At 52.8% G+C, this 26275-nt stretch carries 24 protein-coding genes; 20 read left to right on the top strand and 4 right to left on the bottom strand.

The window, feature by feature from the left end; translation table 11 throughout:
* Positions 1 to 9: 9 nt before the first annotated feature.
* From PBOR_RS01500 to clpB, 4 genes are all read left to right on the top strand, one after another.
* Positions 10 to 564, top strand: a complete 555-nt coding sequence (locus PBOR_RS01500; protein WP_042210117.1) for a GNAT family N-acetyltransferase — start codon at positions 10 to 12, stop codon at positions 562 to 564.
* Between the two features lie 214 nt (positions 565 to 778).
* Positions 779 to 1249 carry an Hsp20/alpha crystallin family protein gene (locus tag PBOR_RS01505; protein WP_042210118.1) on the top strand — a complete coding sequence of 157 codons (471 nt, stop codon included), beginning with the start codon at positions 779 to 781 and terminating at the stop codon, positions 1247 to 1249.
* Between the two features lie 373 nt (positions 1250 to 1622).
* Positions 1623 to 2627, top strand: coding sequence for a DnaJ C-terminal domain-containing protein (locus PBOR_RS01510; RefSeq protein WP_052429286.1), 1005 nt, complete (start codon positions 1623 to 1625; stop codon positions 2625 to 2627).
* A gap of 94 nt (positions 2628 to 2721) precedes the next feature.
* Positions 2722 to 5364, top strand: coding sequence for an ATP-dependent chaperone ClpB (clpB, locus tag PBOR_RS01515; RefSeq protein WP_042210119.1), 2643 nt, complete (start codon positions 2722 to 2724; stop codon positions 5362 to 5364).
* Between the two features lie 388 nt (positions 5365 to 5752).
* On the opposite strand, the gene PBOR_RS37615 is transcribed toward clpB, so the two are convergent.
* Positions 5753 to 7759 (bottom strand): glycosyltransferase family 2 protein, encoded by a 2007-nt coding sequence (locus PBOR_RS37615; protein WP_245648006.1) that lies wholly within the window; start codon positions 7757 to 7759, stop codon positions 5753 to 5755.
* 235 nt (positions 7760 to 7994) lie between these two features.
* Here PBOR_RS37615 and PBOR_RS01530 point away from each other — a divergent pair, with 235 nt between their 5' ends.
* The 10 genes from PBOR_RS01530 (at position 7995) to PBOR_RS01575 (ending at position 16867) form a co-directional block, all read left to right on the top strand.
* On the top strand, positions 7995 to 8213 hold the full coding sequence (locus tag PBOR_RS01530; RefSeq protein WP_042210120.1) for a hypothetical protein: 219 nt from the start codon (positions 7995 to 7997) through the stop codon (positions 8211 to 8213).
* Positions 8210 to 8656, top strand: a complete 447-nt coding sequence (locus tag PBOR_RS01535) for a peptidylprolyl isomerase (protein WP_042210121.1) — start codon at positions 8210 to 8212, stop codon at positions 8654 to 8656. Before PBOR_RS01530 ends, PBOR_RS01535 begins: the two co-directional genes overlap by 4 nt.
* Before the next feature lie 121 nt (positions 8657 to 8777).
* Positions 8778 to 10397, top strand: a complete 1620-nt coding sequence (locus PBOR_RS01540; RefSeq protein ID WP_042210122.1) for an ABC transporter substrate-binding protein — start codon at positions 8778 to 8780, stop codon at positions 10395 to 10397.
* A gap of 87 nt (positions 10398 to 10484) precedes the next feature.
* The gene (locus tag PBOR_RS01545; RefSeq protein WP_042210123.1) at positions 10485 to 11435 is read left to right on the top strand and encodes an ABC transporter permease; all 951 of its coding nucleotides are present in this window, start codon (positions 10485 to 10487) and stop codon (positions 11433 to 11435) included.
* Positions 11436 to 11439: 4 nt separating this feature from the next.
* Positions 11440 to 12285: an ABC transporter permease gene (locus PBOR_RS01550; protein WP_042210124.1), complete on the top strand. Its 846-nt coding sequence runs from the start codon at positions 11440 to 11442 to the stop codon at positions 12283 to 12285.
* Between the two features lie 14 nt (positions 12286 to 12299).
* Positions 12300 to 13313: an ABC transporter ATP-binding protein gene (locus PBOR_RS01555; RefSeq protein ID WP_042132887.1), complete on the top strand. Its 1014-nt coding sequence runs from the start codon at positions 12300 to 12302 to the stop codon at positions 13311 to 13313.
* Positions 13306 to 14223, top strand: coding sequence for an ABC transporter ATP-binding protein (locus PBOR_RS01560; RefSeq protein WP_042210125.1), 918 nt, complete (start codon positions 13306 to 13308; stop codon positions 14221 to 14223). Before PBOR_RS01555 ends, PBOR_RS01560 begins: the two co-directional genes overlap by 8 nt.
* A gap of 51 nt (positions 14224 to 14274) precedes the next feature.
* Entirely contained in the window at positions 14275 to 14724 is a 450-nt protein-coding gene (locus PBOR_RS01565) for a hypothetical protein (protein ID WP_042210126.1), read from the top strand.
* 486 nt (positions 14725 to 15210) lie between these two features.
* The gene (locus PBOR_RS01570) at positions 15211 to 15975 is read left to right on the top strand and encodes a hypothetical protein (protein ID WP_042210127.1); all 765 of its coding nucleotides are present in this window, start codon (positions 15211 to 15213) and stop codon (positions 15973 to 15975) included.
* 58 nt (positions 15976 to 16033) lie between these two features.
* Positions 16034 to 16867, top strand: coding sequence for an MBL fold metallo-hydrolase (locus tag PBOR_RS01575; RefSeq protein ID WP_042210128.1), 834 nt, complete (start codon positions 16034 to 16036; stop codon positions 16865 to 16867).
* Between the two features lie 11 nt (positions 16868 to 16878).
* Here PBOR_RS01575 and PBOR_RS01580 read toward each other — a convergent pair whose 3' ends face one another.
* Positions 16879 to 17718 (bottom strand): SDR family oxidoreductase, encoded by an 840-nt coding sequence (locus PBOR_RS01580; protein WP_042210129.1) that lies wholly within the window; start codon positions 17716 to 17718, stop codon positions 16879 to 16881.
* Positions 17719 to 17935: 217 nt separating this feature from the next.
* On the opposite strand from PBOR_RS01580, the gene PBOR_RS01585 reads away from it, so the two are divergent.
* The 4 genes from PBOR_RS01585 (at position 17936) to PBOR_RS01600 (ending at position 21538) form a co-directional block, all read left to right on the top strand.
* Entirely contained in the window at positions 17936 to 18964 is a 1029-nt protein-coding gene (locus PBOR_RS01585; RefSeq protein WP_042210130.1) for an AI-2E family transporter, read from the top strand.
* 153 nt (positions 18965 to 19117) lie between these two features.
* Positions 19118 to 20173: a S66 family peptidase gene (locus PBOR_RS01590; protein WP_042210131.1), complete on the top strand. Its 1056-nt coding sequence runs from the start codon at positions 19118 to 19120 to the stop codon at positions 20171 to 20173.
* Positions 20174 to 20402: 229 nt separating this feature from the next.
* Positions 20403 to 20906, top strand: a complete 504-nt coding sequence (locus PBOR_RS36740; protein ID WP_157763951.1) for a zinc metalloprotease — start codon at positions 20403 to 20405, stop codon at positions 20904 to 20906.
* A 23-nt stretch (positions 20907 to 20929) separates the two neighbouring features.
* Positions 20930 to 21538: a hypothetical protein gene (locus tag PBOR_RS01600; protein WP_042210133.1), complete on the top strand. Its 609-nt coding sequence runs from the start codon at positions 20930 to 20932 to the stop codon at positions 21536 to 21538.
* 109 nt (positions 21539 to 21647) lie between these two features.
* Here PBOR_RS01600 and PBOR_RS35180 read toward each other — a convergent pair whose 3' ends face one another.
* Both PBOR_RS35180 and PBOR_RS01610 read right to left on the bottom strand, forming a co-directional pair.
* Positions 21648 to 22538, bottom strand: a complete 891-nt coding sequence (locus PBOR_RS35180) for a diguanylate cyclase domain-containing protein (RefSeq protein ID WP_052429287.1) — start codon at positions 22536 to 22538, stop codon at positions 21648 to 21650.
* Positions 22539 to 23253: 715 nt separating this feature from the next.
* Positions 23254 to 23664, bottom strand: a complete 411-nt coding sequence (locus PBOR_RS01610; protein ID WP_235441468.1) for a hypothetical protein — start codon at positions 23662 to 23664, stop codon at positions 23254 to 23256.
* Between the two features lie 338 nt (positions 23665 to 24002).
* Here PBOR_RS01610 and PBOR_RS01615 point away from each other — a divergent pair, with 338 nt between their 5' ends.
* Together PBOR_RS01615 and PBOR_RS01620 are read left to right on the top strand one after the other, a co-directional pair.
* A complete protein-coding gene (locus PBOR_RS01615; RefSeq protein WP_042132918.1) occupies positions 24003 to 24695 on the top strand; it encodes a response regulator transcription factor in 693 nt (230 codons plus the stop codon).
* Complete coding sequence (locus PBOR_RS01620; RefSeq protein WP_042210134.1) at positions 24692 to 26176, top strand: sensor histidine kinase; 1485 nt, start codon at positions 24692 to 24694, stop codon at positions 26174 to 26176. Before PBOR_RS01615 ends, PBOR_RS01620 begins: the two co-directional genes overlap by 4 nt.
* Positions 26177 to 26275 lie beyond the last annotated feature (99 nt).

Raw genomic sequence — 26275 nt, forward strand, 5'->3', positions numbered from 1 at the left:
CTGACCGGAGTGATCAGACATTCAGAGCTTGTAACAGGGGAAAAGATATATCTGCGCCCGCTTAACGGGGAAGACGCCGAATTGTATTACCATATGTTCTACGGTACGGAGGTCCGCAGACTTACAGGCACGAAGAAGCATATCACCAAAGAGCAGATCGGGAATTATATCGCTCGCAAATCAGGCGACGACAGTACGGTGCTGTTGCTTATCGCCCTTAGGGAGACTGATGAGGTGATCGGCGATATCGCCATTCAGGATATAGACCCTGACAATCGCAGTGCAAATCTGCGGATCGCCATCGGTGAGGAGCGGCATCAGGGGCAAGGGTATGGACGGGAAGCGCTGCTGCTGATGCTGGATTACGGCTTTGGCATTCTGAATTTGCACCGGATTGAGCTGGAGGTCTACAGTTATAATGCCCGCGCTGCGCATGTATATGAAGCAATCGGCTTTGTCCGTGAGGGGGTACGGCGCCAGACGCTCTATTATAACCATGAATACCATGACGTGATTATGATGGGCATGCTGGATAGCGAATACCGGGCGCGGTATGTGAAATAAAGGGTTAAGATCAAATAAGGTCAAATAAGGTCAAATTATTAATAATGTTAAAATTTATACTAAAAAACGAGCCGAAACGCCGGATTTTACCGGATTTTCGGCTTATATGAGTTTTGTCATCCGGACGGCCGGAGACTATAATAAAGCCATAGGTCAAATAAAGTCAAAGTCAAATCAACAACAAATTAAAAGTCAAATGAGAGGAGAATGGATAATGTTTGATTTGGTTCCTTTTGGTAAACGCAGAGATGATGCTTTTGGTGTGCTGGCTAAGTCGCTTAACGAAGTATTTAATGATGATTTCTTTGCACCGCTGACAAGCTCCACGCTGTCCTTCCGCACAGACATCCGCGAGAGTGAAGGAGCATATCTGATCGAGGCTGAGCTCCCGGGCTTCAAAAAAGAAGAAATCGACATCGATTATACCAGCCCTTACTTGACGATCAAGGCAGTTCGCAAAGAAGAGAACAGCGAGGAGAATAAGGAGCATCAGACCGTGCGCCGGGAACGGCGGTATGGCGAATATGTACGCCGCTTCTATGTTCAGGATATTGCGGAAGAAGGCATCCGCGCTTCACTGAAAGACGGGATGCTGAATCTGGAAGTGCCGAAACGGCAGAAATCACAGGGCAAGCGGATTGAAATTCAGGATGGCGGAAATTCTTCAGATGAGCAGCTTCAGTAAGCGGCAGGCGCAGCTTCCAGCGTGAGCGGTTCTCCGGGGGAAGCGGAGAGCGGGTACACTGGGGATGCAGCGGAGGAAGCCGGAGGATGAAGGACTTCCAAGTCTGGCTGAAGCAGCCGGGTTCAGCGGGTTTCCCGGGCCAAGCGGCTTCTGCCGCCGGCCTATCCGGTCCCCCTGCGGCAGAGTGATTTCGCCGGGCTTTTCATATAGCACTATCATACAAGGCGCATTGTAGTGGGGTTACCGGCTATGATGCGTCTTTTCCCGGACAATGACTTGGTGAATAATCATTCAGCCCGGGAATAGGCTTGTTACAGGGCGGAATGCTATAACCTATAGAATAGTTCCCATTATACGAAAGGAGGAGGTACCAGTGGCGGCAAATTATTACGAGACTCTGGGCGTCGGTAAGCAGGCCTCGAAGCAGGAGATTAAGAAGGCCTATCAGAAGCTGGCCAAGAAGTGGCATCCCGATGTCAACAAGGCCCCGGAGGCAGAAGCCAGGTTCAAGGAAGCGGCCGAAGCGTACGAGGTGCTGGGTGATGAAGAGAAGCGGAAAATCTATGATGAGGAGCTCCGCTATGGGGCCGGCTACGCCAGGGCACGGGGTCCGCGGAGCGGCGGGGCAGCCTCCTCCGCGTCTTGGGAAGCTCCATTTGGCGCGGGCTGGAGCGGTGGAGCTTCCGCCGGTGGCGGGATACCCGAAGAGGACCTGTTCGGGATGTTCTTCGGCAGCCGGGGGGCGGCGGACCGCGCCGGCTTCGATTTCTTCTCCGGCAGCGGCGGTGCCCGCCAAGGGGGAAGCCCTTGGGCCGATGAGTTCAGTACGATGCAGGCCCAGCTTGAGATTACGCTGGAGCAGGCCTACAAAGGCGGAAATATCAGCGTTCAGGCGGCAGGCAAAGATCTGAGTGTGCAGATTCCGGCACGATCAGCCGAAGGAACGGTGATCCGTGTTCCCGGCGGCGGAAGCGGTGTGGGACAGGGAGGCGATCTGCTGATCTCGCTGCATCTTCTGCCCCATGATTTCTATGAACCGGACGGCGGGGATTTGCTCGGCACGGTTGAGATTGCCCCATGGCAGGCTGTGCTTGGCGGGGATGCCAAGGTGGCACTGCCGGATGGCAGCCAGGTGAAATTGAAGATCCCCGCAGGTATGGCGGGCGGCCGGACGCTGCGCCTCTCCGGCAAGGGTCTGAAGCGTCCTAACGGTACGAATGGCGACATCCTGTTCCGGATGGAGATCGTCATTCCGCCGGAAACCTCGGAAGCGGAGAAGAAGCTGTACCGCCAGCTGGCCGATGCCGGCAGCTTCCAGGCCGGAGCCAAACGGCAGACTCCCGGCGGGGCACAGCGGCGCAGAGCAACAACGGGGTAATGATGAATATAAAGCCGGTTATCCGGGTGAATGACATATTGAATGCTGCAGCTGGGGCTGCAGCGGCATAATTTTACGGAAAGGCGATGATCTTATGGATTTCAACAAGCTTACACAGAAGCTGCAGGAAGCAGTAGCAGAGGCCCAGTCTCTGGCTGCGGCCAGCGGACATCAGGAGATTGATAATCTTCATCTGCTGAAGGCACTGCTTCAGCAGCATGAAGGCCTGCTGCCGCGGCTGCTGCAGAAGATGAATATTCCTGCAGCCGAGCTGCTGCAGGGTACGGAGGCGCTGCTACAGCGGAAGCCCAGCGTAAGCGGAAGCGGAGCGGGCACGATGCGGCGGTATGCCTCGCCCGCGCTGATCGCCATGCTGGAGCAGGCCGAGAAGGAAGCGGCCAAGATGCAGGACGAGTTCGTGGCCGTAGAGCATGCTGTGCTGGCGATGGTCTCGGATACCGGCAGCGGGAACCGTGAGCTGCGCGGGCTGTTCACCAGCCGGGGCATTAACCGGGAGAAGCTGCTCGGGGTGCTGGCCGAGATCCGCGGACATCAGCGGGTGACGAGCCGGGAGCCGGAGGCCACCTATGAGGTGCTGGAGAAATACGGCCGTGATCTGGTGGCCGAGGTGCGGGCCGGCAAGATTGATCCGGTGATCGGACGGGATGCGGAGATCCGCCGGGTCATCCGTATTCTCTCCCGCAAGACCAAGAACAATCCTGTGCTGATCGGGGAGCCCGGCGTAGGTAAAACCGCGATTGTAGAAGGGCTGGCCCACCGGATTGTGCGCCGGGATGTGCCGGAGGGGCTGAAGGACAAGACGATTTTCTCGCTGGATATGAGCGCATTGATTGCCGGAGCCAAATACCGCGGGGAATTCGAAGAGCGGCTGCAGGCCGTACTGAAGGAAATCCGCGAGAGTGACGGCCGGATCATTCTGTTCATTGATGAGCTGCATACGATTGTCGGTGCCGGTAAGACCGAAGGGGCCATGGACGCGGGCAACATGCTGAAGCCGATGCTGGCCCGGGGTGAGCTGCATTGTATCGGGGCGACGACGCTGGATGAGTACCGCAAGTATATCGAGAAGGACCCGGCGCTGGAACGCCGCTTCCAGCAGGTGCTGGTCAGCGAGCCGGATGTTGAGGATACAATTTCTATCCTGCGCGGCCTCAAGGAGCGCTTCGAGGTCCATCACGGGGTCAAAATCTATGACAGCGCGCTGGTTGCAGCGGGGGTATTGTCCAACCGCTATATTACGGACCGCTTCCTGCCGGATAAGGCGATTGACCTGGTGGATGAAGCCTGTGCGATGATCCGTACCGAGATTGATTCCATGCCCGGTGAGATGGACGAGGTCACACGCCGCCTGATGCAGATGGAGATTGAAGAAGCTGCGCTCAAAAAAGAAACCGACGATGCCAGCGCGCGCCGTCTGGAGATTCTGCAGCGGGAGCTGGCCGACCTCAAGGAGAAGCATCTGGGCATGACCGTCCGCTGGGAGAAGGAGAAGTCCGCGATCCAGGGCATCCGCGAGCTGAAGAAGCGGTTAGAGCAGGCGCGCAAGGATCTGGTCGATGCGCAGGAGATTTATGATCTGAACAAGTCCGCCGAGCTGAGCTACGGCATAATTCCTGATCTGGAGCGGCAGCTGAAGGCCGCAGAGGAAGCCGCACAGCAGGATCAGGAGACCCGGCTGCTGCGCGAAGCCGTGACGGAAGAGGAGATCGCCGACATCGTCTCGCGCTGGACCGGGGTTCCGGTCAGCCGCCTCGTGGAAGGTGAGCGGGATAAGCTGCTGCGGCTCGAAGACACACTGCATGAGCGGGTAGTCGGCCAGGATGAGGCCGTCCGGCTGGTGGCGGATGCTGTGCTCCGGGCAAGAGCAGGCATCAAGGACCCGAACCGTCCGATCGGTTCGTTCCTGTTCCTGGGGCCGACCGGTGTCGGCAAGACCGAGCTGGCCAAAGCGCTGGCGGTATCGCTGTTTGACCGTGAAGACGGCATGATCCGCATCGATATGTCGGAGTATATGGAGAAGCACAGCGTCTCCCGCCTCGTAGGTGCTCCTCCGGGATATGTCGGCTATGAAGAAGGCGGCCAGCTGACCGAAGCGGTGCGCCGCCAGCCGTATACTGTTGTGCTGCTGGATGAGGTGGAGAAAGCCCATCCTGATGTGTTCAACATTCTTCTGCAGCTGCTGGATGACGGGCGGCTGACCGACTCGCAGGGCCGGGTGGTCGACTTCAAGAACACCATTATCATCATGACCTCCAATATCGGCTCGCCGCATCTGATTCAGGGCACCGATGACAACGGTGAGCTGACCGAAGCGGTTAAGGACCGGGTGATGAAGGAGCTGAGCGGCCATTTCCGCCCTGAGTTCCTCAACCGGGTGGACGATATTGTGATGTTCAAACCGCTGACGCTGGGCGAAACCCAGCAGATCGTGATGAAGCTGGTGAACGGTCTGCGCCTGCGCCTGGCAGAACGGGGCATTGGCCTTACGCTGAGCGACAAGGCAGTGCGCTTCATTGCCGAGGAAGGCTTCGATTCCGTGTACGGGGCAAGACCGCTTAAGCGGTTCATCCAGCGCAGCCTGGAGACCCGGGTGGCGCGTGCCCTGATCGCCGGAGAAGCGGAGGAAGGCTCGGTGATGACGGTGGACGAAGCTGACGGCGAATTGACTGTCACTATAGTGAAGCCGGAATCTGCGAAGACAGTTGGCTCGTTGTAAAATATGATCTGGATTTGATTGATGCCTCCGAAGGGCAACAGGTGCAATCCGCAAGAAAAAAGCGTTCCGCCTTCAGGCTGGAGCGCTTTTCTTTTTATATTCGACTTAAATCCTGCAGAAAATACAACATTTTCTTCAATAAACCGGCCCTAATCGAGAATTGTTGTAGGAAATGCAGCATTTCATCTTCTGCAGGCGGCTAACTGAAAGGATTATTGTATTTCATACAACAATCCTCCCGCATACCCGGTTATTTTTGAATCCGAGTTGTAATATTTACAACATTTATACCTGTATACCTGCGCCGTACAATGTGAACTTCAAAGTCCAATTAGCCGCTTGGCGGGAGCACTTTCTCTGCAGGCCGAGATTAAGCAATTATTGGTTACTAATCGCTCCAGGGTACCAGATGGGGATGCTGATCAAGAATAGACAGGTATTGTTCCTTCCAGCCGTATTGGCCGTCCGGGTCCAGCAGCATATAGCGCAAATACTTCTCCAGCCGATATTCCGGCCTCGACCAGCCGAGATGCTTCAGCCGGAGGTTGCTTAACTGGTGGGACAGCTCGAAGATATTCTCCGGCAGCCGACCGCAGTGCTGCGGCAGATCGTTCCAGAGATACGTGAAGTCCTCCCGGTAGCGGAGCAGGAACGGCCTGTAGCTCTGATGGGACCGCCAGTACATATCCTCACGGTAATGAGTGTCGTCCCAGAAATCGTAGAGCCGGAAGCAGAATAAGTCGCAATTGTCCGCACGCAGCAAGGCATCCACTTCTTCCGGGAATCCGGCCTCAAAAATCTCATCCGCATCCAGACTGAGAATCCACTCCGGCTGAGTCTCAATTACTGCTTCCCACTGCTGCTTGCGCAGCTCCGATTCATTGCTGAACTTGGAGACACTGTTGTGTATCAGATGAAGCGGAATGCCCTGAAGCACCTCCCGGCAGATATCCGCCGTGTCATCCGTGCTGCCGTCATCGATAATGACGGCTTCATCGATATATTTGCGGTGCTCCTGCAGAACCTGCCGCAGAAACCGCGAGCCCTCATTCTTGACGACCATCGTGAGGGTCAGCTTGGGCCGCCGGACCGCTGCTGAATCAGCAGATGCTGCGGAAGAACCGGCTGCCGCTCCATGCGCGGCGCTCAGCCCTGCTGCATCTGCGCCCTCGGCCGCATCCGCAGCAGCGCCCGCCGCCGGCCCGGCGTGCGGCAACCGCACCTCGCCGCCGCCCTCGGGCGGCGGCTCCTTGGACAAGTGCCGCCGGGCCTCCGCCTCGGTCCACAGCGCATCCCATTCCGCGCTCGCGTCCAGCGCTCTTTTGTCCGCGGGCGATGCCTCTGCATCGCCCTGCACTGCCTCTTGGCGCGCAGCGGCTTCCTCGCCGCCAGCCGCGTCCGCGTCACTCCGCCCCGCATTCGTCTCTGCCTCCACCTCGCCCGGTGCATCTTGCGCCCCGCTCCGCCCCGCCTCCGGCGCAGTCCGCGCCGCGTCCGCGTCACTCCGCCCCGCATTCGTCTCTGCCTCCACCTCGCCCGGCGCATCTTGCGCATCCTGCCACCCCGGCGCCGCTCCAGCCGCCGGCGATGTCTGCCGGACGAACTCCGGCACCTTCATCAGGTCGCTGTCCCTGTAGAGATGCAGCGCCGGGTAGTGCGTGTCGACAAACAGCGGAATGCCAAGCGCCGCCGCGCGGATGCAGAAATGGCGGTCCTCTCCCCAGTAGGAGATGTTGTGGACCCGGTCGTAGCTGACTCCGGAAGCGATGGCCCGGCTGCTGATCAGGGTGCAGGCGCCGAGCCCGCCGACTTCATAGATTCCCGGCTGCTGCAGCCTGGTCAGGAAGGCGTGGAAGCGGCGGTTGATCTCTTCATGCGAGAGCTGCTCTCCCGGGAGCACCTCCCACTGGTTATATTCGTCATGCATCCAGACCTGCGGCTGCAGCAGAGTGCCGGGCTGCCACTGGGTCCAGAACACCTCGGAGATAATATCTTTGCCCGTGCTGATCAGATGCAGCAGCGTATCCGGATGAAGAATCAGATCGGAGTCGATCAGGAACAGATAATCATAGCTGAAGGCTTCGGCCCGGCGGATCATCAGATTCTTGAACCCGGCTACCTTCCAGACCAGGTTGGAATTCCAGAAATGGGTCGTGTCATCGCGGATATAGGCATCATGAAACCCTGAGGATTGCAGAAAGACTGATCTGCCGCTTTGGGCGAACTGCTGGAGCAGCTGACTGGAAGCTTTATCCTGATTGTCATCAATCAGATAGAAATGCAGTTCAATATTAGCCAGGTTCAGACGCAGCAGAGAGTTCAGGAATTGCTCAAGAATTGCCGGTTTTTGATGGATCGGGCTGCCAAGCAGGACCCGGGTTCGGGTGTCATTCATAGCAGGCCACTCCAGGATAAGGTCAACATTAATAGAACATCCCCTTGGATTCGCAAATAGATGATATGAATTATATGTATTCAATATATTTAGAGAAGTACGGGACTAATCCCGATTTTTTCAAATTATAGAAGCTTAAGAGGAAATATATGGATTGGTGTCTGGCGGAGAGCTGTTGTACAATACCGCATAGACAGAGGCAGAGATTCTGCACAGTAGAGACAGGAGTGAGAGTATGGAGAAGTCACCGTTAAAAGTACAGCAATTGATCAACCTGCTCCTGGCCATGAATCCGCGCGCCGAGGTGTTCCTGCAGGCTGCGGATGGAGCGCTCCGGCCGTTGCTGGATGATGATGTGCAGGAGATCTATGCACCTGAGCAGCCGGCTAAGACCGTGGCTCATATCGGTGTTCCCGCAGACAATGCAGCCGGAGAAGCGGAGGGAATCCTATGAAGCTGGCTATAATAAGGCTGGAACAAGGACAAGAGATCCGGCTTGAACTGTATGAACACGAGGCTCCGGGAACGGTAGCCAATTTTGAAAAGCTCGCGAACAGCGGCTTCTACAACGGCCTGACTTTTCAGCGTGTCGTCCGCGGTTTTGTCGCCCAGGGGGGCTGTCCGGAAGGCACCGGCAGAGGCGGCACTGACAAGATCCCCTGCGAGACACAGGGCAATCCCCATAAGCATGTGCGCGGGGCATTATCCATGGCCCATTTCGGGCCGGGTACCGGCTCCTGCCAGTTTTTTATCTGCTACGATACCTTTGATTACCTTGACGGCTGGCACACAGTGTTCGGCAGAGTAATAGAGGGAATGGAGCATGTGGATGCTTTGCGGCGCGGGGATATCATGCAGGAGATTAGCGTATGGGATAACGGCAATCCTCAGGGGTAACAGCAGGCGGTTGTTCAAACTTTCACAGGTGGAAAATTAATACATTGTAATCCCGACTATTCCGATATATAATAACTTTCACAACGAGTGAGATTGCTCATAGACATGGAGGAGAGAGATAATGCGTAAAGGGATATCAGGGGTTGTCATTCTAGTTTTATTAACACTAATGATTAGTGCATGCTCTAATGGAAATAACGCGGCATCGACAAATGCGGGTGCCAGCCAGACACCGGCGGAAACGCAGCAGCCTGCTGCCAGCGAACCGAAGGATGGCGGAAGCTTGATTATAGGGGTCGCATCTGATCCGGTTGTACTTAATCCGAACTATGCGGGTGACCGTGTCAGTCTGACGATCGACCAGGCACTATATGCTCCGCTGTTCCAGGTGAATAACGGGGAGAAGACCTTCTACCTGGCAGAGAGCCTGACACCTTCGGAGGATAATCTTACTTACACACTGAAGCTTAAGGATGGACTTACCTGGCATGATGGAGAGAAGCTCACGGCGGATGATATCGTGTTCACCATCGACAGCATTCTCGACGAGAAGCAGAACAGCTTCCTGAGAGCCAACTTCCTGATCGGCGACAAAGCCATCAAAGCGGTTAAAGTGGATGATCTGACTGTTGAATTCCAGCTTCCGCAGGTCAGCCCGGCTTTTGAAGCGACGCTGGTACAGGTATTCCCGATTCCGAAGCATATCTTTGAGAATGAAACTGATATCGAGAAGAGCACCAAGAACGCTTCACCAGTAGGTTCCGGTCCCTTCAAATTCAAAGAATACAAAGCCGGTGAGTATCTGACACTGGAACGTTTCGATAACTACTTCGGCGGCAAGCCTCATCTGGATTCGGTAACTTACCGGATTGCCAAAGATACCAATGCAGCGAACCTTGCCCTGCAGAATGGCGAGATCAACGTGCAGTATCTTGATCCTAAGGATGTAGCAACGATTCAGGCAACGAACAATTTCGAAATTCTTCCTTATAGTGAAGGCCGTCTGGCTTATCTGATGTTCAATGCGAACAGTGATACCGGCGCCCTCGCCAAAAAAGAAGTCCGTCAAGCCCTGTCCCTGGCCCTCAGCCGCGATGAGCTGATCCAGACAGCGTACACTTCCAGTGAATATGCTGACCCGGCCAAGTCATTCCTGACTCCGGACGCGCTGTATTTCACGAATGAAGTAACTAGCTTTGACAATGATGCCGCTAAGGCTAAGGAATTGCTGGCGTCTGCCGGAGAGAGCAACCTGAAGCTTCGTTACATTGTACAGAGCGGTAACAAGGCACAGGAAGCAATTTCGCTGTATGTGCAGCAGAAGCTGAAGGCTGTGGGCGTAGAAGTTGAACTGCAGAACATGGATTCCTCGGCCTGGGTGCAGAAGTTCATTGATCTGAAATCTACCGACTACGAACTGGCATTGACCGGTTATATCATGGGATATGATCCCGATGCTTACCGTATTCTGTTCACAACAGACAGCTCTTCCAACTACTCGCATTATTCGAACAGTGAAGTTGATAAGCTGATGAATGACGGTGCAGGCGAAGCGGATCCGGCAAAACGCGCAGAGATCTACAAGAAAGCGCAGGAGCTTGTCGCTGAAGATGCACCGATCTACCCGATCGCTTATACTAAAACAGTTGTAGCTGTATCGAAGAACTACGGCGGCATTGATGAAGCCGTATTGAAGCCGGTCGTTATCTTCGAAGACCTGTCCAAGATCTACCAGAAATAATCCGCGCAAAAAAATAAGCACGGCAAAAAAATAAGCTGGGTTCTTCCAGCTTATTTTTTGCCTGTCAAGAGCTGGGAGAAGCTGCGTATGAGACAACTCATCGTCCGAAGGTTGCTGCAAACACTGCCGATGCTGTTTTTTGTATCCGTAGTGTGTTTTACAATGATCAAGCTGGCTCCGGGAGATCCGGTGCTATCTTTCGTTACGCCCAATATGCATGCCGATGATATTGAGCGTATCCGCCATAATCTGGGGCTGGATAAGCCCGCCTATATTCAATATTTCATCTGGATTAAGGAAATGGTCCAGGGCAACTTCGGGTATTCCCTGATCAATCACCAGCCGGTGTTGGGACAGATCCTCGAACGCCTGCCGGCTACAGCCGGGCTGATGGGCAGCGCCATTGCGCTGGCGGTGATTCTGGCGATTCCTCTAGGTCTCGTGGCCGGTGCGAACCGCAACCGCTGGGCAGACAAGCTGATTAACTTTATTTCCTATGTGGGGATCTCCATTCCGCTATTCTGGCTGGCGATACTGTTGATGTATCTGTTCGCCATTAAGCTGCACCTGCTGCCGAGTATGGGGATGCGCACGATTGGTGTGGAATCGCCGCTGGATGTGCTGAAGCACGGAATCCTGCCTTGCTCGGTACTGGCCTTCGGTTTCCTTGCCGGGTATGTGCGTTATATCCGCTCCAGCACCATCGGGCAGCTCAAAGAGGAATATGTGCAGATCCAGTACGCTTTTGGCTCGAAGAAATCGACGATTCTGTTCCGCCATGTGATGAAGCATGTGCTGCTGCCGGTTATTACCCTGCTGGGCATGTCTATGGGAGATCTGGTGGCCGGTGCTATTGTCACCGAGACGGTATTCTCGTGGCCGGGCATCGGGTCGCTGGGGATGACGGCGGTTAAGGGGATGGATTATCCCGTCATTATGGGGATTACCTTATTTTCTTCCTTAATGCTGATCCTCGGTAATATGGTGGCGGACATTCTCTACAGCTTTGTCGATCCGCGAATTAAATTAAAGGGGTGACCTCATGAATCGCAGTAAATGGAAAAATCTACAGTCAGAGCTGTTTACGAACGGTCTGGGTGTCGCTGCTCTTGCTGTATTGGCTATCTTTACGCTGGGGGCCATCTTTGCCTTCCTGTCCGGATATGATCCGAATGCCATGGATGCCATGGCCCGCCTCACCAAGCCCGGCGCCGGACATCTGTTCGGAACCGATGACTATGGACGCGATTATCTGTCCAGAGCGCTATATGGCGGCCGTGTCTCGCTGCTCGTCGGTTTCGCCTCCATGGTCGTGGCTACCTTTGTGGGTGTAATGGTTGGAGTGATCAGCGGATATTTCGGCGGCTGGCTGGATAATCTGCTGATGCGGATGCTGGATATTATCATGTCCATTCCGTCCTTCCTGATCCTGCTGCTGCTCAGCGTCTATTTGAAGCCGAGCATCGGCAATCTGATCATTATTATTGCCTTGTTAATGTGGATGAACGTGGCCCGCGTTGTGCGCGCGGAGACCCTTACGATCAAGGAACGCGAATATGTGCTGTATGCCAAGGCTTCCGGCCAAAGCTCCTTCGGCATGATCTGGCGGCATATCCTTCCGGGACTGGTGCCGGTGATTATCGTCGGCGCGACGAATAATATTGCGTCGGCCATTATGATGGAATCGTCGCTGAGCTTCCTCGGCTTCGGGGTACAGCCGCCGAACGCCACCTGGGGCAGCATGCTGAACAGCGCGCAGGGGTATATTGCAGAGGCGCCTTATCTGGCGCTGTTCCCGGGGCTGATGATCCTGCTGACCGTTCTGAGCTTCAATGTGCTGGGTGATATTTTGCGGGTCGGCTTTGAACCAAAGCTGATCCGGAGATAGGAGAGTGGAACATCATGACTGAACGGCTGCTGACTGTTGAGAATTTGCAGGTTTCATTTGCTACCCGGGACGGCGAGAATCAGGCCGTCCGCGGTGTTAGCTTCCATATAGATGCCGGTGAAACGGTGGGGATTGTCGGAGAATCCGGCAGCGGCAAAAGCGTCACCGCCAAGGCGGTCATGTCCCTGATCACGCCGCCGGGCCGCATGACTGCCGGTAAGCTGGAGTTTCGCGGCGAGAGTCTGAAGGGACTCACGGAGAAGCAGTGGCGGACCCTGCGCGGGAACCGGATCGCGATGGTCTTTCAGGACCCGATGACCTCGCTGAATCCGGTCAAAAGAATAGGCCAGCAATTAACCGAAGTTATCCGCAGACACCGCGGATTGAATAAAGCGGAGGCGTATGCCGAGGCGGCGGAAATCCTCCGCCAGGTTGGCATACGCGATCCCGAGCAGCGCCTGAAGCAGTATCCGCATGAATTCAGCGGAGGCATGCGCCAGCGGGTCATGATCGCGATGGCGCTCTCCTGCCAGCCGGAGCTGCTGATTGCCGACGAGCCGACCACGGCGCTGGATGCAACCATTCAGGCGCAGATTCTGGATCTGTTCAAGGAGCTGAAAGAACGGTCGGATACAGCGGTAGCGCTGATCACCCATGACCTTGGTGTCGTGGCTCAGGTCTGCACACGGGTTATTGTGATGTACGGCGGGCTTGTTATGGAGGAGGGCACGGTGGAGGACATCTTCTATCGTCCCCAGCACCCGTACACCCAGGGCCTGCTGCGTTCCATTCCGAAGCGCGGCGGGGGATCGCGGGAGCGGCTGATTCCGATTGAAGGCACACCGCCGGATCTGCTGAATCCGCCGCCCGGCTGTCCGTTTATGGACCGCTGCCCGCATGCTTTTGCCCGCTGCAGTGAACGTCCGCCGGTAGTAGAGCTTGCACCTGGCCACCGCTCGATGTGCTGGCTGGCTGAAGGTGCAGAGCAGCAGGCGGCAGTTACAGTGGGGAGGGATTCCGGTGAGTGAGAGCAAGGTGCTCGTAGATGTGAACAATCTCAAGAAGCATTTCTCCAAGGGCAAGGATATACGCGGGCGCGATACGGCTGTGCTTAAGGCCGTGGACGGCGTCAGCTTCCAGATCCGCCAGGGCGAGACCTTCGGACTGGTGGGTGAATCCGGGAGCGGCAAGTCAACGGTCGGCCGCTGTCTGCTCCGCCTGTACGATTATACGGACGGCGAGGTATTCTATGACGGTCAGCCGCTGGGCAAGCTGGGCGAGAAAGGGCTGAAGCCGTTCCGCAGACGGATTCAGTCGATTTTCCAGGACCCGTACTCTTCACTGAACCCCAGCCTGAATGTGCTGGAATTGATCAGTGAGCCGATGCGGATCCATGGACTCTACCCAGGTGAAGAACGCAAGGAAGCCGTGGCGGAGCTGCTGGAGAAGGTTGGTCTCAAAAGAGAGCATCTCTACCGCTTCCCGCATGAGTTCAGCGGCGGGCAACGCCAGCGGATCTCCATCGCCCGGGCGCTGTCGGTCCGGCCCGAGTTCGTCGTCTGCGACGAGCCGATCTCGGCGCTGGATGTCTCCGTGCAGGCCCAGGTCGTCAATATGCTGGAGGATCTGCAGTCCGAATTCGGACTGACCTATCTGTTCATCGCCCATGATCTGTCGATGGTCCGGCATATTTCTGACCGGATCGGCGTCATGTACGGCGGCCGCCTCGTTGAGGTTGCGGAGAGCGATGAGCTGTATGACAATCCGCAGCATCCGTATACCAAAGCGCTGCTGTCTTCCATTCTGGAGACCGACCCGCTGAAGGCCAGCCAGCGAATCCGGCTGGATGCCTACTCGGTAACGCGTGGGGATGAGGAAGCCGCTGTGTTGCGGGAAGTCAGCCCGGGGCATTACGTGGCTGGTGATTTTACGGACTGAATTCAGGTAATGGTATGCATTTATATTTATTTAAACAAGGGAGGATATACAATGACTGATACGCTGAGTAAGGTAAAGTTATCGCAATGGGACGCCCTGCTGGTGGAATCGCTGCGCTCTCTGGGCTGGTCCGATGAAGAACTGCTGCGGCGGGTTGCCGAAGGCGATCTGCCTGCCGACGAGAGTGAATACGAATTCGATTACGGGCAGCTGTCTACGCTGGCTGGTGAACAGCCGGAGCTGTTTCGGTCAGCCGTAACCGAAGGCTACCAGATCAAATACAACACGATCCGCGGCATCCGCAGCTGGATTGCCGTTGCACTTCGCATAGAGCCGAAGCTGGAGCTGGAGGAAGGCCGCGAAGCAGTCGAAGCGTTGTTATCGGAATCACAGAAGCAACGGCTGGAGGATGTATTATCCTTCGGCTGGCAGATTACCAGCGGCGGATCAGCGGCAGATGGCGGGAATGCCACTTACCGGATCGAGCCGATCCAGCGGTAGATTAGAGTTGAATCAGAGATAGATGTATGTGTAATGCCCTCCGGCTTTTTGCCGGGGGTTTTTTGTTATTTGTTGTATAGGAGTAGGAGCTTTCTTACAGGTTAGGTGGATAAAGAGCACTTAATTATCCTGAATTTTACGACTCTAAAGTTTTAGTTGGAAATAATACATCTGTTCGTCCAGTAGGGGGCATATAGAGCCGGAACCGAGAGAAATAGATGTCGTTTATCCAATTAAATCATACTGACCGCTTAGAACCATGAATTTAAGTGTCCCAATTCCACCTATTAGATGGTCCGTAAGACGTAAACAAGTCTCTCTTACGGAATCGCCTCTCTTTTACATGAACGCGCTGCAATAGAAATACCGGGAATAAGAACAAGATTTTAACCCTCAGGTATCGGTCCGGTTACCTCCCGCTGCTTGCAGCTGAGTATACTTTACTATAGAGATAATAGATTCCAGTAAAGTAAAGGTGGATGGAATATGGGCTTGATCCTGTACAAAATAACCGCGGTGCTGCTGGCTCCGCTTATCCTGATTACCGCAGGCTGCGGGGCGTCCGTCGGCCACCCTGATGCACGGAGCCTGCAGACGCCAGAGCCGATTAAGCTGGATTGGCAGGAGGTTCAGGCTACGCTCAGGCCTGAGGCCTGGGCAGGCCTTCCTGCAGAGGCGAAGGTCATTTCGGAACAACATCTGGAGGCGTTCGGAGAAATACAGCTTACCTTCTTCACGAAACCCGGAGATGAGGACTATGTTTATGCTGCTCTGGAGTCTTCGGGCGGGCATTACAATCTCGGTCCGGCAGGGACTTACAATTACCGCAGCCCGGGGAGTATTATTGCCGATGTGCCGGATTTGTTCAACGGTGCCGCCCTAAAAATCACCGGCGGGCTTGGAGCGAACCTGTCGCTCAGCAGCTATTACACCATCGATGAGTCTGGGACACCAGCCGGAGTCCTGCAGGTAAGTACCGGGCATACCCGGGAAGCAGATGTGGACGGAGACGGCATACCCGAAGTGGTGTCAGCACACGGCACCCCTATGACCGCCTATGTGTACCGCTGGCATAACGGTCATGCCGAGGAGGCTTTCCTGAATGATGTCCTGCAGGCCGATTCCGTGATGCTCAGGGATGATCTGGTGTACGAAGCATCTAACGTAGGTGAGAGTGAGGCAAGGGAATACCGGCTCACTCCGGAAGGAGTAATTCCTGTGCTGTATTCCGAAACGCTATATGCAGAATAGTCGTATGATAAGAATCGTAAACTATAAAGCGGGTGTAATGTCCCTTGGGAGGTATTTGATGTTTAAATGGAAGCGTGGCCCCGTCACTCTGTTCCAGAGTGATCTCTACCTGACGAATTCACTTGTTGTAGAGACGGCGGATTGTGTGCTGGTAGCGGATCCTTGCTGGCTGCCCCGTGAGGTGGAGGAAATTAGGCAGTACACGGAGGATATTCTCGGCGGGCGGAGACTGCTGCTGTTATTCACCCATTCCGATTTCGATCATATTATCGGGTATGGGGCCTTCAGGGATGCCGAAGTCATCGCAAGCAGGGCATTGGCGGACAAAAGCGCCGGGGAACGCGAAGATATTCTTGAACAGATCCGGGCATTTGACGATAGTTATTATCTCAGGAGAGACTATGAAATCACGTATCCGCAGGTGGATCATGTGATGGAAGAGGAAGGGCAGACGCTGGTATTCGGGGATTTGAAGCTGACAGGCTATGCTGCTCCGGGCCATACGGATGACGGGCTATTTACAATAGTGGAGTCTGCCGGGCTGTTTATTGCCGGAGACTACTTATCTGACGTGGAGTTCCCCTATATCTATGACAGCAGTCTGGCTTACGAAGTAACGCTCGGCAAGCTGGAGCAGATATTGGCCCGGCACCCGTTCACGCTGCTGGTCCCCGGACACGGGGAGGCAACGGACAGCAGCGTAGAACTGGAGCGGCGCAGGGAAGAGAGCCTGAAGTATATCCACAACATGCGTATGGCTGTAGCTTCAGGCATCCAGGAAACGGTTGATGCTCTGATCGAAGGCTGTGCTTTCCCGCGCAATATGTCCAACTTCCACCGCAGCAATCAGGAGCTGATCACGAAGGAGCTGGCCGGGGAAGCGGAAGACTGACGACGCTGTAGTTACATATCCAGCTGGATTTTGCGAATATGAAGTACACCGTCAAGTCCGGTAGGGTCTGTACTGACCTTGCGGGAGACGAATTCTTCGGCCCGTTCGGAGGTGCGCAGGCGCAGCGGCTTGGTCTCCAGCTGAACCAGATCCCACATAACATCTGCAACAGACTCAGCAGTTTGCGGTTCTACATTCCGTTTCAGGAAGGTCCCTGTATAGGCATCGAGAATCGGCTTGTACTCATCTTCAAGGATGCCGCCGGTGTCCGCTACATGCCCAAGAACGGTCTTATTAAATTCTGTAGCGATAGCCCCCGGCTCAAGCAGGGTAATGTCGATATTGAATTGCGGCTTGTAATAGGTAGCCAGACTCTCCAGCAGCCCTTCCACCGCGAATTTGCTGGCGCAGTAGATCTCGTTCATCGGTTGTCCAATGAGCCCGCCGACACTGGAGGTAGCGACAATATGGCCGTAACCGGTCTTACGCAGCAGGGGCAGTGCGGCCCGGATCGTATGCATAACCCCGTACACATTAGTGTCGAAGATGCGCTCGATATCAGTGAATGGAGCCTGTCCAAGTGCCCGGAGATAGCCGAACCCGGCGTTGCAGAACAGTACATCCAGTGTCCCGTGCTCCTGATCGATCTGGTCGATAACCCGCTGAATGCTGTCCGGCTGCGTGACCTCCAGCTCTACGAAGTGCAGATTGTCCACATTACGGTACAGCTCCTGATCGCGCTCCAGATGGCGGGTTCCGGCGTAGACGGTCCAGCCTTCATTTGCGAATTTCAGCGCTGATGCCAGGCCGATGCCGGATGATGCGCCGGTAATACAGATGATTTTGCCCATAAAGGATGCAGCCTCCATTGATTTGGAATTAAATTGCTTTAACTTTCACGATTTCGCACACATTATAGCATAAAGCAGCCGAAGTTCAGGCAAGATGACATAAAGTTTGTTTTTTCGCGTATTTTTGACTCTGCCGAAGTTGCTATAATTGTTTTCGTTACGGTACACTATAACTAAAGGTCCTAATCGCCTGTGAATGGAGAGGAACAAGGAAACAATGGAAGTATTCAAGCGTTACTTTGCAAATTTAACAGTCCGGCGCTTTTTAATTCTGGCACTGATTGGACTGCTGCTGTACAGTATTAGAGACATGCTGAATCTGGTGCTGCTGACGTTCCTGATTGCTTATGTAATGAACAGCTTTCAGGTGCTTTTGAGCAAAAGGATCGGCAAATATGTCAAGGTGAACAGCAAGGTAATCATTATTATTTTGTACTTAGCGCTCATCACTATGATCGTACTGGCCCTTGTCAAATATCTGCCCAAGGTCTTCTCGCAGATTAAGCAATTAACCGCGTTTCTCGGAACACTAACCTCTGATGACATTCCACAGAACGAGATTATGCAGTATCTTTTCAGCATGGTTAAGGAATTGAATTACCAGAGCTATTTGAATCAGGGCATTGAATACGTGTTCAAAATCAGCAACTGGGGAACTACGTTCGTCCTGTCAACGATTCTGAGCCTTGTCTTCATCCTGGAGAAGAACAGAATTGTCAACTTCACCTCCCGCCTGAGAGACAGCAAGATCTCCTGGTTCTATGTAGAGCTTGAGTATTTCGGCAGGAAATTCATAGCCTCCTTCGGTAAAGTCATTGAAGCCCAGATCCTGATTGCGCTGTTCAATACTTTGTTCACGGTTGTCGGGTTATGGATCATGGGTTTCTTTTTCGAACCCTTCCCGTATCTCTTTGCGCTCGCTATTATGATCTTCATGCTCAGCCTGATTCCAGTGGTCGGCTTTGTCATTTCGCTTATTCCGCTATGCATCATCGGCTACAATACCGGCGGACTGGTGATGACGATCTACATCCTGGCTATGATTGCCGTGCTGCATGTCATGGAAGGCTACTTCCTCAACCCTAAGCTGATGTCCTCCAAAATGAACCTTCCAATGTTCTACACCTTCATCGTGCTGCTGTTCTCCGAGCATTATATCGGCGTATGGGGACTGATTCTCGGCATTCCGATCTTCGTCTTTTTCCTGGATATCCTGGAGATCAGCCGTGATAAGCCTGGAACCTGAGCAGTAAGGGCGTAAGACGATTAACCATGGGTACACGATTGAATAAATAAGTGAACAACACAAACATATAAGAGATATTCATAATAGGTGATATTCAAACTGCTCATGGTTTGGGTATCGCTTTTTATTAGGAATGGAAGGGGATTAGCAGAAATGATCAGATATCCGGTATTAGAGCCAGGAGCAGTTATAGGTGTAACGGCACCTTCTTCGGGGGTAGGGGAGGAATTGCATGAGCTGCTTGAGCTTGCCTGCAGCCGGCTGCAGAGCCATGGTTATGGCGTGGTGTGCGGTGCAACGGCGTGGACGCAGGATAAAGCCAAGTCAGCACCGGCAGGCGTGCGTGCGGCTGAATTCAATGCCATGATGGCCGATGACAGCATCGGGCTCATCATCCCGCCTTGGGGCGGGGAGCTGCTGATCGAGATTCTGGAGCAGGTAGATTTCGATAACATGAAGGTCAAATGGATTCTCGGCTACTCTGATATCAGTGTGCTACTGCTGGCTGTTACTCTCCGGACGGGCATCGCCACTGCTCACGGCACCAATTTTATTGATTTACGTGGAAAAGAGACAGACCCGGTGACGGCTATGTGGGAATCCGTGCTGTCTACAGCAAGCGGGGAATTGGTACTTCAGCATTCCTCGCAGCAGTACCAGCTGGAATGGGGAGGCGGGGAGCCTTCACCCCATGTGTTCAATCTTACCGAAATCACCAACTGGAAGACTGTAGGTAATCAGAACGTAACTATGCAGGGCCGGCTGCTCGGCGGCTGCATTGACGTAATCCGGCATCTCATCGGCACGCCGTATGGGGATCTGCGGCATTTCCAGCAGCATTATATCCAGAATGAGCCCATCCTGTGGTACTTGGAGAACTGCGAGCTGTCTGTAACCGATCTGCGCAGATCCCTGCTGCAGATGAAGCTGGCCGGCTGGTTCGACCATTGCAGCGGCCTGATGTTCGGCCGGAGCGCAGCTAACCGTCCTATGGAGAATTACACCGTAGAGGATGTCTATCAGGAGCTGGCCAGCGAGTTGGGGTTGCCGGTCATTTACGATATCGATTGCGGCCATCTGCCGCCGCAGCTTACGCTGGTGAACGGGGCTTTTGCGGAGGTGGAGGTCCGAGTTGAAGCGGAAGAGGCTGGGGGAATGGAAGAGGGCCAAAAGGGCAGGGGTACGGTTAGGCAGTATTTTCGCGTGTAAATGAAAAAGAGTGTAGATTAGGTCATGCATCGTTTGATGTTCAAAAGAAATGGATAATTATATACTTATGAGTAAAAACCACACCTTCAGTTGACAGTTGAAGATGTGGTTTTTTTTTAGTATGTACAAACCGGATTCAATTCTAGAGCGCCTGCCTTAGATTTTAAGTTGTCTTCTGTCATTTTCACTTTCTTCGTTTGCCCAAGCAGAACCATATGGTTGGAAGTGGATGAGCAGTGTGATTTATGGAGGTAAGCTTAATTTAAAAATGAATGCGGATAATTTGTCATCTACATACTCTGGTTATTTTAGTACAGCTATGAACGCATGGAATACATCAGGAGCGCATGTAAAAATGACTTCAGAGCCTTTTGTCACTTCGCTTGTTGATCTTAGGTCTTATACGTCTTCACAATGGGATGCAAATGGTTGGGGAACTAAAACCTTTGCCTGGACCCAACCGTTTAAAACAGATGCCGTTCCTTGTTCAACTAACTTTACTTATAATAATTGTGGTACAGGTGATATTATCAAGTATGTTGCAATTCATTTTAATGAAGGCTATCTTCCATCAGGTTCTGCTAAAAAGCTTGCAAATGTGAAACATGAGATGGGTCATTCAATTGGACTGGGCCATGCAATATACATGAGTGGAACAATTATGGGGTCAGAATTGGATTTAGGCTATGATATTACAACGTTTGATGTAAACCAAGTTAATTCACTCTATTAATTTAAACCTTAGGAGGTTCAAAAATGAAGAGCAAATTACAAATAATGGCTATTTTTGGTTCATGTATAATTGCCTCATCTATTTTAGGATTTGTAATAGGTCCGGATTTATTTGGACACAGCTCAACTAATATAAATGGAAATGAGTATGCAGCTACAGGTTCAGATACAGATTCGTTAGCAGAAGCGTTGTATGGTGTGCAAGTTATTGTAAAAGGAACTGTAAACAAAGTTCTACCGGTTGAAATGAGGGATGCTGGTATTGTTGGGAAAGGCAGCTTCCAATATGAGGTTACACCAGCAACCATTAGTGTTACCCAAGTAGTTTACGGGGAGGTTCCTGAAAGTAAAGAAATCACTTATCTTCAACACGGGGTTGAAGATAAAAAAACATCCAGTGTGGAGTTCGTTCATGAAGGAGATCAAGTCTTGCTTATGCTAACAAAAACACCGGACGGGAAGTATTGGTCCTACAACTTTGATGATGGAATCTGGAAATTGAATAATGGGAAGATGCAATCGAAGACACATGATGTACAACTTAAAAAGCTTGTAAATACTAATTATGAAACATTTAGTTCAAGTGTAAGGAAAGAGGCTAAACAGCAAATGAAACCCAAAGACATAGAATAAGCTATTAGGCGAGACAGTAGTCAGTCCATAAGTACGGCATGCTGGCTGCTCAGAATGATAGGTAGCTACTTGTCCAGCGAGCTTATTTATGCCATAGCAATGAAGAATTCTACACACTATACGAATCAATAATAAAAGAGTTCATCCCATTTCGGCGTGCCCGCTCAAGAGTCTCGATGGAAGCCTCGATGATAACACGGATATCTGTGCTTTTGCCGAACGGTCCGGCCAGACCGCCGATATAACAGCTCATGGGCTTCGGGCAGCCGATAGCGGAGAAGTCAAAGCTTAGCATAGCATCGATGATACATTGAGCAACCAGGCTGGCTGCATCCTTGTTCGCTTTGGCAAAGACAATAAATTCATCCCCGTGCGCGCGGCCTATGGTAGCATGACTCAGTTGTTTGTAGATGTTGTCTTCAATCAATTGATAGCAGGCGACAATGACTTTATCCCCTACGTCGAAGCCGTAATCGTCATTCACCTGTTTGAAATGGCTGATGTCAAAGCGTATAACCGAGTGGATATCTTCATACGTACACCGGGCAATAATACCGGCTACATTTTCAAGGAACATTTCCATGTTGGGGATGTTCTTTTTGATTTCATGCACATCTGCCAGCGCTATAGTTTGCAAGTCAATGGTCTTATTCATTTCGAAGCCTTCCTTTTCAATGAGGTTTATGAGCCGGTCTATGGCCATTTTCTTGTGAATTTGTTCATTTAATGCCGACGAAATTTCAATCCGTTTGCGTACCAGCTGGCGGATGAGAATCACGCTGTCAACCGGTCCGCCTAAGAACTCCTTAATTTCACCCAGGGTGAAATTAAGACTCTTCAGAACCATAATCCAATTCAAAGAATGGGACTGCTCTGACGTATAGGACCGGTAACCAGTCATGGAATCAACGGCAGCAGGATGAAGCAGACCAATCTCATCGTAATGACGGAGCATTTTGGTGGTAACTTTATTCAGTTCTGCGAATTCCCCGATTTTCAATGCAGAGCCATCCTCTCACAAGTTATTCCGGCCGGAATTTCTTATACTAACCATAAACCTTACCCTAACAGGAAGGTCAAGACCAAACAGTGATAAACTATAATACTGGACAATAAAAGACTCATACCCGCAGATATAAGCCTTTAAATAGTTCATTATAGCTGTGAAAGCAGCAATCCCTTTAAATGCTCTGTTTGAGCGGATTCGCCTGTTGGAATACGTCGGTCTCTTACACTTGATTCGTTTCCGGTAGAATGATGAATTCTTAGGAAGCGATGCAGACATGAATGTTGTACGTTTTGCAACTTTGATCTATGAATAGCCAGGTATTCGTGTGGATTGTTGTATGAAATACAACAATAATCCTGCTAAGTCGCTTGAGCAAGGTGAAATGCTGCCTTTTGTACAACAATTTTGGATTTGAGCCGATAGGATGAAGGAAATGTTGTATTATGTGCAGGATTATATAAAAAGTTGCCTGATCGCCGCCCCGGAAAGCGGATGAAATCGGGATTCACGCTGCAATCTTACGTTCAGCCAATATAGTACTCTATTTTCACCTGACAGTTACACTAGAGTGCGGCGAACGTACATCCTCCAGGCAATAATGGTGCCGCACGCAAAAAGCTGCCCCGCCGCAGTCATTCTGCAGGTGGGACAGCCTTTTTCAAAATAAAACTGTATTGAATTTACGCCTTCAGCCTGCCGGATTCACTCAGCCAAACGAAGTCAGCACACTCTGCGTCACGATCTCTCTCAGTTCAGCCTTCTGTGCGGTGTATTGCTGCTGATTGATGCTTCCGCTCGCCAGTCTTGCTTCCAGCTGCTGTGTCAGCTGTTTGACCTGCAGGTTGATAACATTATTAATATTACCGCCGTTCTCTTCAGCGATGGTACGCAGGGATTTGCCGTCGTATAAGGCGTCGTACAGCTCTTCATCGGAGGATTGGCTCAGATTCAGGGCGTCCAGCAGCTCATCGGTATCGGCCACATCAGAGGTGGACCATTTGGCAACGGGAAGGGTATGTAAGGCTGGCTTGCCCCAGGCAGTTCCTCCAAAGGACATGGCTACAATCATCGTTCCGACAATCATTACCCGCTTAATATTCATTCGTTTTATGTTCATGTCTGTTATCCTCTTTTCATAATTGGTTATATCGTTCAGGGTTAGTGGTTTGCGGCGGTTAGTGAACTTCAGCTAAGTACAGTTTAACCTTCAATACTGAAATGAAGCTTAAGTCTTCTTAAAGATAACCTAAATGTTTAGGAAGCCCTGATTCGTTCTAAAAGCTTCTGCCTTAAACCGATGTTTGCCTGCACGCCCGGACGGGGATTCTAGTAGTAATAATACCGGCGAAGCACGCATTTCCTTGATCCGGCTTCTCCATTTGCGTTATTCTTGTATGCACACAGCAATATACTTACCCTTAACAAAGCAAGCGCAAACGGAAGGATGAACCTCCTATGAAAAAAATACTGGTCGTCGATGATGAACCGGCCATTGTGAGTGCGATTGCCTACGCGCTGCGGCGTGAAGGTTACGAGGTCGATACCGCTGGTGACGGTGAGGAAGCACTGAGCAAGACGAACACCTTCCACCCGAACGTACTGGTGCTGGATGTTATGATGCCGAAGCTGAGCGGGTATGATGTGTGCCGCAAGCTTGAGAACCGTGATGATATTGGAATTATTCTCCTAACAGTCAAAAATGATATTGTCGATAAAATTGTCGGACTGGAGCTCGGCGCAGATGATTATATGACCAAGCCGTTCGAGATCCGCGAGCTGCTGGCCCGGGTCAAGGCGCTGCTGCGCAGGCTGGAGAAGAATACGGCTGAGGTTAAGAGCGAGCTGATCGAATACGGCATTCTGCGGGTACACCCCGACCGGCGCAGCGCCGAGCTTGGGGAAGAGAGCCTTGAGCTGACTCCGAAGGAATTCGATCTGCTGCTCTTGCTGCTCTCCCACCCGCAGCGGGTGTATATGCGCGAGGAGCTGCTGGAGCAGGTGTGGGATATGGATTACGCCGGGGGAACGCGTACGGTGGATATCCATATTCAGCGGCTGCGCAAAAAGCTGGGCGAGCCTTACCAGAACATCCTGCAGACCGTCTATGGCGTCGGCTACAAAGCGGTGCCTGCGGGTAGCTACCCATGAGAGTCAGCATCAAGCTGAAGTTCAGCCTGTTCCTGGCTCTGCTGCTTATTCTTGCGCTCAGCGTGCTGAGCTATTTCGTGCTGCGCGGGGTGGAGCGGAATCAGCAGGGTCAGACGGAGATCTATCTGGCCCAGCATGTCACAACCGTTAATCTGCGCGTGAAGCAGACTTACTATACCGGTGTGCGCCTCACGCCGCAGGCCTTCATGCAGCAGCGGGGCCGGGCACTGGCCGCCGACCTGGCCGGGTACACCGGCCTGGAGGTTACCCTGTACGACAGTCAGGGCCAGCAGGTTGGAACCTCGGCGCAGGGTGAGCCGGGGCCGGGCAGGCCGGATGTCAGCGCGGCGCTGGACTACGCGCTGAATAATAAAGTCGCCTATCAGAGTGAAGGCGACAAGCTGTTCTATCTTGCTCCGCTGCAGGGGCCGGAGGAGCAGATGGGTGTGGTGCAGCTGCAGTACTCGCTGCAGGGCGCCCGGAGCTTCCAGCAGACACTGCTGAATCTGTTCCTGACGACAGGGGGCGCGGTACTGGTGCTCAGCTTCATCATCGGGTACCTGTACTTCAACCGTGCTGCGGCAGCGATCGGGCGGCTGAAGAAATCGGCGGAGGATATCCGCCGTGCCGATTACATCTCGGCTCCGCCCGTGAAGCGCAAGGATGAACTCGGGGAGCTGGCGGAAGGCATCTACTTCATGAGCCGGGAGATCGAGGACAGCATTGCCGCGAAGGATGAGGAGCGGCGCAAGCTGCAGCTCGCGGTGGAGAAGCTGCAGGCGCTGGAGCAGCAGCAGAAGCAGTACATCGGGAATATCAGCCATGAGTTCAAGACACCGCTGACCTCAATCAAGGCTTACGTTGACCTCCTTAATATGTATGATGATGACCCCGAGCTGCTGCATGATGCCAAGCTCAGCATTGCCAAGGAAACAGACCGGCTGTATGAGATGGTGGAGAAGGTCCTGCAGCTGACCGCGCTGGAGAAATATGATTTCGAATCCCAGGCAGAGCTGCTGGAGGTTGAGAGCATGCTGCGGGATATTTGCGGGCGGATGAAGGGCAAAGCGGAGCGTTATGGACTTACGGTATCGCTTGATGTCAAGCCGGCGCATATCTGGATCGATAAAGAGAGCTTCATGCATATCTTCATCAACCTGCTCGACAATGCGATCAAATATAATGTCCCGCAGGGAAGCATTCATCTGCGGAACGAGGTCAGAGACGGGCGGGTATGGATTACGGTCCGCGATTCCGGCATCGGCATTCCTGAAGAGTCGCGGGACAAGATTTTTGAGCCTTTTTACACCGTTAACCGTGACCGTTCAAGAGCCTCGGGAGGCACGGGGCTTGGACTCTCACTGGTCCGTAATCTGGTGGAGAAGCAGAACGGAACCATAGTGCTGCTGGAAAGCTCAGGCGGGGGGGCGGCGTTTGAGCTGTCTTTTCCCTTAGTGACGGCAAAACAGTTTCCACTGTAAAAGAATTTATATGTTTTGGGGTCCCCGCAAAGTATCTGAGTAATCATCGAAGCCAAGGCATCACTTTCTGGGGTTGTTTTACAACTTGGAAACATTCTA

The organism is Paenibacillus borealis (assembly GCF_000758665.1).
Taxonomy (GTDB): Bacteria; Bacillota; Bacilli; order Paenibacillales; family Paenibacillaceae; genus Paenibacillus_AQ; species Paenibacillus_AQ borealis.

Excerpts from the sequence above, each read along its gene's own strand:
- PBOR_RS01505 (WP_042210118.1), top strand. The coding sequence starts at position 779 with ATGTTTGATTTGGTTCCTTTTGGTAAACGCAGAGATGATGCTTTTGGT.
- clpB (WP_042210119.1), top strand. The coding sequence starts at position 2,722 with ATGGATTTCAACAAGCTTACACAGAAGCTGCAGGAAGCAGTAGCAGAG.
- PBOR_RS37615 (WP_245648006.1), bottom strand. The coding sequence starts at position 7,759 with ATGAATGACACCCGAACCCGGGTCCTGCTTGGCAGCCCGATCCATCAA.
- PBOR_RS01530 (WP_042210120.1), top strand. The coding sequence starts at position 7,995 with ATGGAGAAGTCACCGTTAAAAGTACAGCAATTGATCAACCTGCTCCTG.
- PBOR_RS01535 (WP_042210121.1), top strand. The coding sequence starts at position 8,210 with ATGAAGCTGGCTATAATAAGGCTGGAACAAGGACAAGAGATCCGGCTT.
- PBOR_RS01540 (WP_042210122.1), top strand. The coding sequence starts at position 8,778 with ATGCGTAAAGGGATATCAGGGGTTGTCATTCTAGTTTTATTAACACTA.
- PBOR_RS01545 (WP_042210123.1), top strand. The coding sequence starts at position 10,485 with ATGAGACAACTCATCGTCCGAAGGTTGCTGCAAACACTGCCGATGCTG.
- PBOR_RS01550 (WP_042210124.1), top strand. The coding sequence starts at position 11,440 with ATGAATCGCAGTAAATGGAAAAATCTACAGTCAGAGCTGTTTACGAAC.
- PBOR_RS01555 (WP_042132887.1), top strand. The coding sequence starts at position 12,300 with ATGACTGAACGGCTGCTGACTGTTGAGAATTTGCAGGTTTCATTTGCT.
- PBOR_RS01565 (WP_042210126.1), top strand. The coding sequence starts at position 14,275 with ATGACTGATACGCTGAGTAAGGTAAAGTTATCGCAATGGGACGCCCTG.
- PBOR_RS01570 (WP_042210127.1), top strand. The coding sequence starts at position 15,211 with ATGGGCTTGATCCTGTACAAAATAACCGCGGTGCTGCTGGCTCCGCTT.
- PBOR_RS01575 (WP_042210128.1), top strand. The coding sequence starts at position 16,034 with ATGTTTAAATGGAAGCGTGGCCCCGTCACTCTGTTCCAGAGTGATCTC.
- PBOR_RS01580 (WP_042210129.1), bottom strand. The coding sequence starts at position 17,718 with ATGGGCAAAATCATCTGTATTACCGGCGCATCATCCGGCATCGGCCTG.
- PBOR_RS01585 (WP_042210130.1), top strand. The coding sequence starts at position 17,936 with ATGGAAGTATTCAAGCGTTACTTTGCAAATTTAACAGTCCGGCGCTTT.
- PBOR_RS01590 (WP_042210131.1), top strand. The coding sequence starts at position 19,118 with ATGATCAGATATCCGGTATTAGAGCCAGGAGCAGTTATAGGTGTAACG.
- PBOR_RS36740 (WP_157763951.1), top strand. The coding sequence starts at position 20,403 with ATGAGCAGTGTGATTTATGGAGGTAAGCTTAATTTAAAAATGAATGCG.
- PBOR_RS01600 (WP_042210133.1), top strand. The coding sequence starts at position 20,930 with ATGAAGAGCAAATTACAAATAATGGCTATTTTTGGTTCATGTATAATT.
- PBOR_RS01610 (WP_235441468.1), bottom strand. The coding sequence starts at position 23,664 with ATGAACATAAAACGAATGAATATTAAGCGGGTAATGATTGTCGGAACG.
- PBOR_RS01615 (WP_042132918.1), top strand. The coding sequence starts at position 24,003 with ATGAAAAAAATACTGGTCGTCGATGATGAACCGGCCATTGTGAGTGCG.
- PBOR_RS01620 (WP_042210134.1), top strand. The coding sequence starts at position 24,692 with ATGAGAGTCAGCATCAAGCTGAAGTTCAGCCTGTTCCTGGCTCTGCTG.